This window comes from Streptomyces torulosus (assembly GCF_001419765.1).
Lineage (GTDB): Bacteria > Actinomycetota > Actinomycetes > Streptomycetales > Streptomycetaceae > Streptomyces > Streptomyces torulosus.
Window position 1 is genome coordinate 22,164 of the sequence record NZ_LIRK01000541.1, and the last position, 8,520, is coordinate 30,683.

Here is an 8,520-nt window from a genome sequence, read left to right on the forward strand (position 1 = left end):
TCAGTGGCTGTCGTCCAGCCGCACCAGCATCTTGCCGACGTTGCCGCCGTCCAGCAGGGACAGCAGGGCTCCGGCGGCGTTCTCCAGGCCGTCCACGACGGTCTCCCGCGCGGTGATCCGGCCCTCCGCGAGCCAGCCCGCGACCCGCTGCTCGAACTCCGGCCGCAGGTCGTCGTGGTCGCGGACGATGAAGCCGCGCAGGGTCAGCCGTTTGAGGACCGCCTGGATCAACTGGTTGATGTCCGCGGACCGTCGCTCACCGCCGAACTGCGACATCATGCCGCACAGGGCGACCCTGCCGCCGGTGCGCAGGGAGTGCAGGGCGGCGGCCAACTGCTCACCGCCGACGTTGTCGAAGTAGACGTCGATGCCCTCGGGCGCCAGCCGTGCCAGCGCTTCGCGGACCGGCTCGGCACGGTAGTCCGCCGCGTCGTCGTAACCGAACTCCTTCACCAGCAGGGCGCACTTGTCCGGGCCGCCGGCGGTCCCGATGACCCGGTTCGCGCCCAGCAGCCGCGCGAACTGGCCGGCGGCGGTGCCGACCGCCCCGGCCGCCGCCGACACGAGGACGGTGTCGCCGGGGCGGAGTCCGGCGATCCGGGTGAGCCCGACGTACGCGGTGAAACCGGTCTGGCCGAGCAGCCCCAGCCAGGTGGGCAGCGGGGCGAGGCGCGGGTCGATGCGGTCGGCGCCGTCGGTGTCGGCGGCGTCCAGCACGGCCCTTTCACGCCAGCCGAGTTGGTGTCGTACGTGGGCGCCGGCGGGCACCGAGGGGCAGCGGCTCTCCTCGACCACGCCGAGAGCCCGGCCGTCGAGCGGTGCGCCGGGGGTGAAGTTGTGGGTGTAGTGCTTCTCGGTGCTCTCCAGCCGTCCTCGCATGGACGGATCGACGCTCATGTAGAGGTTGCGGACGAGGAGTTGCCCCTCGCCGACGGGCGGCAGCGGCCGCTCCTCGACGGCGAAGTCACCGGGCGCCGGTTCCCCCTCGGGCCGGCGCACCAGACAGACCACGCGTGTGGTCCGGGGTGTCACCGGGTCACTCCCCCGGCCGGGGGGCGCCGCGCCGCCGGGCGAGGCGGCCCACCCAGCCCGCCATCTGGAGATCGGCGTGGCGCAGTTCGCCCGACTGCCACCGGGCCTGGAAGTCGAAGACGCCCCGCGCGCCGGTCCTCGGGTCGGTCACCTCGACAAGACCGTCCTCGGTGAGCCGGTACACATGTCCGGTGAGCGGGTGGATCACTTGCTTGGCCATGGGCCCTCACTCCTGCACTCGGCGGCGTACACCGCGCTTGATCACGGTCACCGGGCCCTCGACCCGGAGCCGGCAGGCGAGCCGGGTCAGGCCGTCCACCGGCATGCGCAGGGCCTCGATGCCCTCACGCTCCAGCGGGTCCACGGGGGAGCAGTTCTCGGCACCCTCCTCGATCCGGACGAAGCAGGTGCGGCAGGTGCCCTGGCCGCCGCAGACGGTGGGCCACCGGTAGCCGAGCCGCCCGGCGGCGCTGAACACGTCCTCGCCGTCGAGGACGTCGAGTTCGACGTCGGACGGCCGGACCGCCACGCGGTGGGTCACTTGTCCATCCAGTGGTCGAGAGTCCGGTTGAAGTGGCGGATGCGGCTCTCCTGGTAGTTGGCCAGGGTGATGCCCGGCTTGCGCATCGTCTTCAGTCCCTGCTGGACGTAGGGGAGGTTCTCGCAGTCCTGGTCGAAGACGGGCCCGAGCACGCCGAGTTCGGGGATGTCCGCGAAGAGCATGTCCTCGGGCACCCAGCGGATCTTGGCCGGGGGAGGTATCTGACCCGGCTGCTTCGGGGCCGACATGAAGATGATCTCGGCAATGCAGGAGTCCGGGTCGAGGCCGTGGGGCCGGAACCGGTAGACGATGTTGGACTTGGCGCCGCCCCACGGGTTGAAGTTGGGGAACAGCAGATAGTTGATGGCGTCCAGGAGTTCCGTGTCGGGGGTCTGCGAGAAGTCCTGGTGCGAGGTGGCCGCGAGCTGCTCGCGCATGCGGTGGGCGAGGACCTGGCGGGCGGTGCCGCCGGGCGGGATCGCGGGCAGCTCCTCGCCCTCGCCCCTCACCAGGTCTCGGCCCTGGGCCGCGGAGTAGAAGGCGCGTGAGTCGTAGAAGGTCTCCAGGACGTCCTCCTCCGTGACGGAGTCGGCCACGTGCGGACTGGGGGCGCCCTGAATGTTGATCATCCGGGTCCAGTGGGGCTGGTCGGCCATCACGTCGTACTGGGAGTTGGCGTCGGCGAGCCACGGCAGCATCTGCGGGTGTGTGGCGATCACGTGGAAGGACTCGATGAACGCGTCCTGCGCGACCTTCCAGTTGCAGGGCAGCACCTTGGCGATGTGCAGCGACTTGTAGCGGTTCTCCAGCGGCCAGATGTAGTAGTCGTCGAAGGTGCCGCGGTAGCTGTCGAAGGACTCCGCGTACGGGTCCATGTTGATGAAGACGAAGCCGCGCCAGGTCGCCACCCGGGCCTCGGGCAGCGCGAACTTCTCCGGGCTGACGTGCGGGAAGTCCCAGGCGCACGGCGGGGTCCGCATGGTGCCGTCGAGGTTCCAGGCGAAGCCGTGGAACGGGCAGCGGAACTCGCCGACGTTGCCGCCGCCGGTGCGCAGCTTGCGGCCGCGGTGCAGGCACGCGTTCACGAAGGCGCGGATCTCCCCCGGGGCCGTGCGCACGACGATGAGCGAGTCCTCGCCTATCTCGTAGACCTCGTGGTCGCCGACCTCGGGGATCTCGCTCTCCAGACAGGCGAACTGCCAGACACGACGCCACACCTGCCGCATCTCGCGTTCGGCCCACTCGCGGGAGGTGAAGCGTGCGGTGTCGATGTCCTCGCTGCCGAGGGGGTCGTTCCGCTCGTACCTCAGGGCGGCGGGAACGGGCCGACTGTCCTGGTCGAGGTAGTCCTGGACGCTGGGTCCGGGGCACCGTGCGGTGACCGACTCCGATGTTTCGTCCATCATCTCTCCTCCGGCAGAAACTTTAGAGTGAGTGTAGTTACCAGTCCCGACCGGTAGCAACACTCGCGAGGGCGAACAGAGCCGCATCACCCGAGGTCACTCGCGAACACCGGCGACTCCACGGGGAATTTTTCGACCACCCCCTCCCCAAGTACGCCCGGTCATGCCACACTCCGACGCACTTGAGGCTGTAGTGCCTCAAAAGTTTCTCGTGCCGGGCGGCGTCCGTCCGTTCCGGCCCCGCCGCAGGGCCGCCCCGCGGCCCGCGCCGTGCCCCACGCCGGCGATCGACGCAGCCCTCGTCCCCTCAGCACCCCCATGCGTGCCGTCCCGTCCGGGCGGCACCGGATCCGCCTGGCCCGAGCCGGTCGCCGCGGACGCGGAAGCGACGCGCGGCCGAGCAGCGCAAGCACCTCACCACGGGAGTACTCGACGATGAGTTCCACACCCGGTCGCGCGCTCCGCCGCGCCCTCACCGCACTCTTGCCCGTCACCGCCCTGCTCTCCCTGGCGGCCTGCGGGAGCGACTCGACTCCGGCCGCCGACACGTCACAGGCGGCGAAACCGGGCTCGCCCGGCCTCGCGGCGGCCCGTGCGGCCCTGGAGAAGTACTCCCAGCGGCCGACCACGATCTCCGTCACCCAGCCCGTCGGCAAGAAGATCCCCAAAGGCAAGGAGATCGACTTCATCCTCTGCGGAGTGCAGTCCTGTAAGGACCTCGCCGACTTCTTCACCGAGGCCGCGGGGGAACTCGGCTGGAAGGTGAAGCAGATCGCGACTCAGGGAACCCCCGAGTCCGTCCAGGCCGCCTACGACCAGGCCCTGCGCGACAAGCCGGACGCCGTCGTCTCCTCGGGCTTTCCGCGTGCCGTCTACGCCAAGCAGCTGGCACGGCTGAAGGCGGCCGGCATCCCGGTCGTCCAGTCGAACGCCGACGACGTGGTGGGCGACGGCGTCTCCCTGCTGAAGAACGGACCCAAGGAGGTCGGGGTCCAGGGCGAGATGCTCGCCTCGTGGGTGGTGTCGGACAGCGACGCCGAGGCGAACACCGTGTACTTCGACCTGCCCGCCTACACGATCCTCAAGCCCGTCAAGGACTCCTTCGCGGCCAAGTACGAGGCGTGGTGCGACGGTTGCCCGCTGGACCAGGTCGACGTGCCGATCACCGCCGTCGGCAAGGACATGCCGGACCGGGTGGTGTCCTATCTCCGCTCGCATCCCAAGGTGACGCATGTCGTCTTCTCCCTGGGGCTGCTCAACGTGGGCGTGCCGGCCGCGCTGAAGACGGCGGGCATCACCGGCAAGCACCTCGTGGTCAACGTCGGTGACGCGCAGAACTACCAGTACATCCAGAGCGGTCTCAGCGACGGCGCGATGGCGCTGAACTCCCACGAGACGTCGTGGATCCAGGTCGACGCGCTGGCCCGGCACTTCACCGGCCAGTCCATGGACGTCGACCAGCGGGCGGAGCTGCCGAACATGCTGGTCACCAAGGACAACCTGCCCTCCGCCGACGGGGACTTCCCGATCGTGGAGGACTACCGGGCCCAGTTCAAGGCGCTGTGGGGGCTGAGTTGACCCGGCCGGTGCTGCGGGTGGCGGGGCTGTCGAAGCGATTCGGCGGGACCGAGGCGCTGAGGGACGTCGACCTGGAGGTCGCGCAGGGTGAGATCCACGCCCTGATCGGCCCCAACGGCTCCGGCAAGTCGACCCTCATCAAGATCCTCGCGGGGTACCACCACGCGGAGCCGGGGGCGCTCGCCGAACTCGACGGTGAGCCGTTCGACCTCGGCCAGGTCACCGCCTCCCGGCACGACCGGCTCCGCTTCGTCCACCAGGAGCTGGGACTGGTCGGCGAGTTGAGCGCCGTCGACAACCTCGCCCTCAGCCACGGCTTCGCCCGCACGGCCCTCGGCAACATCCGCTGGCCGGAGATGGAGCGACGGACGAACGCGCTGGTCGAACGGTTCGGTCTCGGCATCGACGTACGCCGGCCCCTGTCGGCGGCGACCCCGGTCCAGCGCGCGGTGGTGGCCATCGCCGCCGCGCTGCAGGGCTGGGAGGGCCGCCGCGGGGTGCTGGTGCTCGACGAGCCCACCGCCGTGCTGCCGCCCGGCGAGGTGGCCCGGCTCTTCGACATCGTGCGGGAGGTCCGTGACGCGGGCGCGAGCGTGCTGTACGTGTCGCACCGGATGGACGAGATCTTCGCGCTCGCCGACCGGGTCACCGTGCTCCGCGGTGGACGCCGCATCGCCACACGCCCCGTCGCCGACCTCACCCCGCGCTCCCTGGCGGCCCTGATGGCGGGCGAGGAGGTGGAGACCGACCACCGGCCCGCCGCCCGTTCCGCCGCCACCGGGGCGGTGCTCGAGGTCCGCGACCTGTGGGCGGGGCCGCTGCGGGGCATCGGCTTCGATCTGGCCGGGGGCGAGCGGCTGGGCATCACCGGGCTGGTCGGCTCCGGCCACGAGATCGTGCCGTACGCCGTGTGCGGGGCCCACGCCGGACGGGTGAGCGGACGGTTGCGGCTGCCGCAGCGAGCCGAGCGGTGGACCGACGCGGGCGACGCCGGCGGACTGGGGCTTCCCCTCGTCCCCGCCGACCGGGCGGGCGAGGGGGTGATCGGTGACTTCTCGGTCGGCGAGAACCTCACTCTGCCCCTCCTGCACCGGCTCCGCGCCCGTGGCGGACGGCTGCACCGCCGTCGCGAGTCGTCCCTCGCCGAGGACTGGATCCAGCGGGTCGGGGTGCGTACGGCGGGGCGCGGGGCGCGGATCACCACGTTGAGCGGCGGCAATCAGCAGAAGGTCGTGATGGCCCGCTGCCTGGCACAGCGCCCGCCGGTGCTGGCGCTGTGCGAGCCCACGGCGGGCGTCGACATCGCGACCCGTCTCCAGCTGTACGACCTGATAGAGCGTCAGGCCGAGGAGGGCATGGGCGTCATCGTCTCCTCGTCCGACACGCAGGACCTGCTCGCCCTGTGCACCCGTGTCCTGGTGGTACGGGACGGCCGGATCGTACGGGAGCTCGGCGGCCGCGAGATCACCGAGCCCGCACTCGTGCACGCCATGGAAGGAACCTGCTGACATGAGCCCTGGAGTGGGAAGGAACCGAGTGACATGACATCCACCCCGACCCGGGCGGCGGCGCTCCGGCCGTCCGCACCGGACCGGACCGGCGTGCTCGCCGCCGGGACTCCGGTACGGCGGGCGGCGGCCGCCCTGTCGTTCCGGAACATCGGCGCCGTGTACGTGTGGCTGGTCATCGTCGTGCTCTTCTCCGTGTGGGCGCCGGAGACGTTCCCGACCGCCACCACGGTCAAGCAGGTGCTCAACGGCAACGCCGTCGCCGGGCTGGTGGCTCTGAGCGTCGTACCGCCGTTGGCCGCCCGTGTCTTCGACCTGTCGGTCGCCTACACGATGTCGCTCACCAGCGTGCTGACCGCCTACTTCCTGGTCTCCACCGGGCTCGGTCCGTTCACGGCGATCGCGCTGGCGATGGCCGCCGCGCTGCTCGTCGGGGTCGTCAACGGGATCGTGGTCGTGGTCCTGCGCGTCGACTCGTTCATCGCGACCCTGGCGACCGGTGCGTTGATCCAGTCGCTGATCACCATGGTCACCGACGACAGTTCCATCACCGGGGTGCGGTTGCTGGCCGAGCCGTTCGCGAGCATCGCCCAGCTCGACGCGGGCGGGATCACGCTTCCGGTGTTGTACCTGCTGCTCGCCGCGGGGGCCATCTGGTTCCTGCTGGAGCACACCGCCACCGGGCGCCGCCTGTACGCGACCGGGTTCAACGCCGACGCGGCACGGCTGCAGGGGGTGCGCACGGACCGGCTGCGCTTCATGACCCTGGTGGCCTCCGCGCTGCTCTCCGGTTTCGCCGGGATCGTCTTCGCGTCCTCCGTCGGATCGGGTTCACCGACGGCGGGCAGCCCGTATCTGCTGTCCGCCTACGCCGCGGCCTTCGTCGGGGCGACGCAGCTGCGCGCGGGACGTTTCAACGCCTGGGGCACGGTGCTCGCGGTCCTGCTGCTCGGCACCGGCATCACAGGACTCGGGCTCGCCACGAGTGCCCCGTGGGCCGCGAGCCTGTTCACCGGCTCGGTGCTCATCGTCGCGCTCGTCCTCACCGGCGGCCGGCTCGCCCTGCCCGCGGTGCTGCGCCGTCGGAAGGCAACCCCGCACGCCGGTCCCGAGGCTCCCGCCGAGGGGCCCGCCGTACCCGCCGCCAGTGAGGAGAACCGAGGATGAAGGCGGTGCAGTACCGGACGGTGGGACGCGCCCCCGAGGTCGTCGAGGTTCCCGTACCGGAACCCGGGCCCGGCCAGGTGCTGGTGAAGGTGACGGCGGCGGGGCTCTGCCACTCCGACCTGGCGGTCATGAGCTGGCCCGAGGAGCAGTTCCCCTACGCGCTGCCGATGACACTCGGGCACGAGGGCGTGGGCACCGTCGCCGCGATGGGCAGCGGTGTCGAGGGACTGGCCGAGGGCGACGCGGTGGCCGTGTACGGGCCGTGGGGCTGCGGTCGCTGTCGCGGGTGCGCCCAGGGCAGGGAGAACTGCTGTCCGTACGCCGCCGAGCTCGGCATCCTGCCGCCCGGGCTCGGGGCACCAGGTGCCCTGGCCGAGTACATGCTGGTGAACTCACCCCGCCACCTGGTTCCCCTCGACGGCCTCGACCCGGTGCAGGCGGCGCCCCTCACCGACGCCGGGCTGACGCCGTATCACGCGATCGCGAAGTCGCTGCCGAAGCTCGTGCCGGGCAGCACCGCGATCGTGATCGGCGTGGGCGGGCTCGGTCATCTCGCCGTGCAGTTGCTGCGCGCACTGACACCGGCCCGGGTGGTCGCCCTCGACCTAAGCGGGGAGAAGCTGGAGCTGGCGAAGTCCGTCGGCGCCCATGAGGTGCTCCTCTCCGACGACACGGCGGCCGGGCGGATCCGGGAACTCACCGGGGGGACGGGGGCGGAGGTGGTCCTGGACTTCGTCGGGGCCCCGGCGACCTTGGCGGTCGCCGCCGCGTCGGTGGCCGTCGCGGGCGATGTGACCGTGGTCGGTCTCGGCGGGGGCACTCTGGCGGTCGGCTTCGGCGGCGGACTGCCGTTCGAGGTGTCCGCCACGTTCCCCTACTGGGGCAGCCGCGTGGAACTCGTCGAGGTCATCGCGCTGGCCCGGCAGGGCCTCGTCTCCTCCCACGTCGAGACCTTCTCCATCGAGGAGGCCCCGACGGCCTACGAGCGCCTGCACGCCGGCCGGATCAACGGCCGCGCGGTGGTACTGCCGCACGGCTGAGCGCGACGGGGCGGCGGAGCGGCGGGGCCGGAGAGTTTCGCCCCCGCCGCCCCTAACCGTCCCGTTCCGAAGAGGCTCCGCCCCTGCGACCCGGCTGAGGGCTGCCGCCCACAGGCCCCCGCTTCGGCCCTGAACGGGCCTCGTCCTCAAACGCCGGACGGGCCGAGTCCGGCCTGGGCCTCGCTTCTCGGCCAGCCGAGTCGGACAGCCGGTGGGAGGATGCCTGGGGATCCAGGGGCGGAGCGGGGAGG

Annotated in this window: 8 protein-coding genes; 4 read left to right on the top strand and 4 right to left on the bottom strand. The window is 71.4% G+C overall.

Annotated elements, in window-relative coordinates; translation table 11 throughout:
* From AOK23_RS32520 to AOK23_RS32535, 4 genes are read right to left on the bottom strand one after another with little or no spacing between them, the layout of a single operon-like run.
* Nucleotides 1-1,032, bottom strand: a complete 1,032-nt coding sequence (locus tag AOK23_RS32520; protein WP_079049836.1) for an NADP-dependent oxidoreductase — start codon at nucleotides 1,030-1,032, stop codon at nucleotides 1-3.
* 4 nt (nucleotides 1,033-1,036) lie between these two features.
* A complete protein-coding gene (locus AOK23_RS32525; protein ID WP_055716137.1) occupies nucleotides 1,037-1,252 on the bottom strand; it encodes a hypothetical protein in 216 nt (71 codons plus the stop codon).
* 6 nt (nucleotides 1,253-1,258) lie between these two features.
* Complete coding sequence (locus AOK23_RS32530) at nucleotides 1,259-1,573, bottom strand: 2Fe-2S iron-sulfur cluster-binding protein (protein WP_055716138.1); 315 nt, start codon at nucleotides 1,571-1,573, stop codon at nucleotides 1,259-1,261.
* Nucleotides 1,570-2,979, bottom strand: a complete 1,410-nt coding sequence (locus tag AOK23_RS32535; RefSeq protein ID WP_055716139.1) for an aromatic ring-hydroxylating oxygenase subunit alpha — start codon at nucleotides 2,977-2,979, stop codon at nucleotides 1,570-1,572. The genes AOK23_RS32530 and AOK23_RS32535 overlap by 4 nt, the downstream gene beginning before the upstream one ends.
* Before the next feature lie 432 nt (nucleotides 2,980-3,411).
* Here AOK23_RS32535 and AOK23_RS32540 point away from each other — a divergent pair, with 432 nt between their 5' ends.
* The 4 genes from AOK23_RS32540 to AOK23_RS32555 are packed head-to-tail and all read left to right on the top strand — an operon-like array spanning nucleotide 3,412 to nucleotide 8,269.
* Nucleotides 3,412-4,554: a sugar ABC transporter substrate-binding protein gene (locus tag AOK23_RS32540; protein ID WP_055716140.1), complete on the top strand. Its 1,143-nt coding sequence runs from the start codon at nucleotides 3,412-3,414 to the stop codon at nucleotides 4,552-4,554.
* The gene (locus AOK23_RS32545; protein WP_169800357.1) at nucleotides 4,539-6,062 is read left to right on the top strand and encodes a sugar ABC transporter ATP-binding protein; all 1,524 of its coding nucleotides are present in this window, start codon (nucleotides 4,539-4,541) and stop codon (nucleotides 6,060-6,062) included. Before AOK23_RS32540 ends, AOK23_RS32545 begins: the two co-directional genes overlap by 16 nt.
* Before the next feature lie 33 nt (nucleotides 6,063-6,095).
* Nucleotides 6,096-7,229, top strand: a complete 1,134-nt coding sequence (locus AOK23_RS32550; protein WP_055716142.1) for an ABC transporter permease — start codon at nucleotides 6,096-6,098, stop codon at nucleotides 7,227-7,229.
* Nucleotides 7,226-8,269, top strand: a complete 1,044-nt coding sequence (locus AOK23_RS32555; RefSeq protein ID WP_055716143.1) for an NAD(P)-dependent alcohol dehydrogenase — start codon at nucleotides 7,226-7,228, stop codon at nucleotides 8,267-8,269. Before AOK23_RS32550 ends, AOK23_RS32555 begins: the two co-directional genes overlap by 4 nt.
* Nucleotides 8,270-8,520 lie beyond the last annotated feature (251 nt).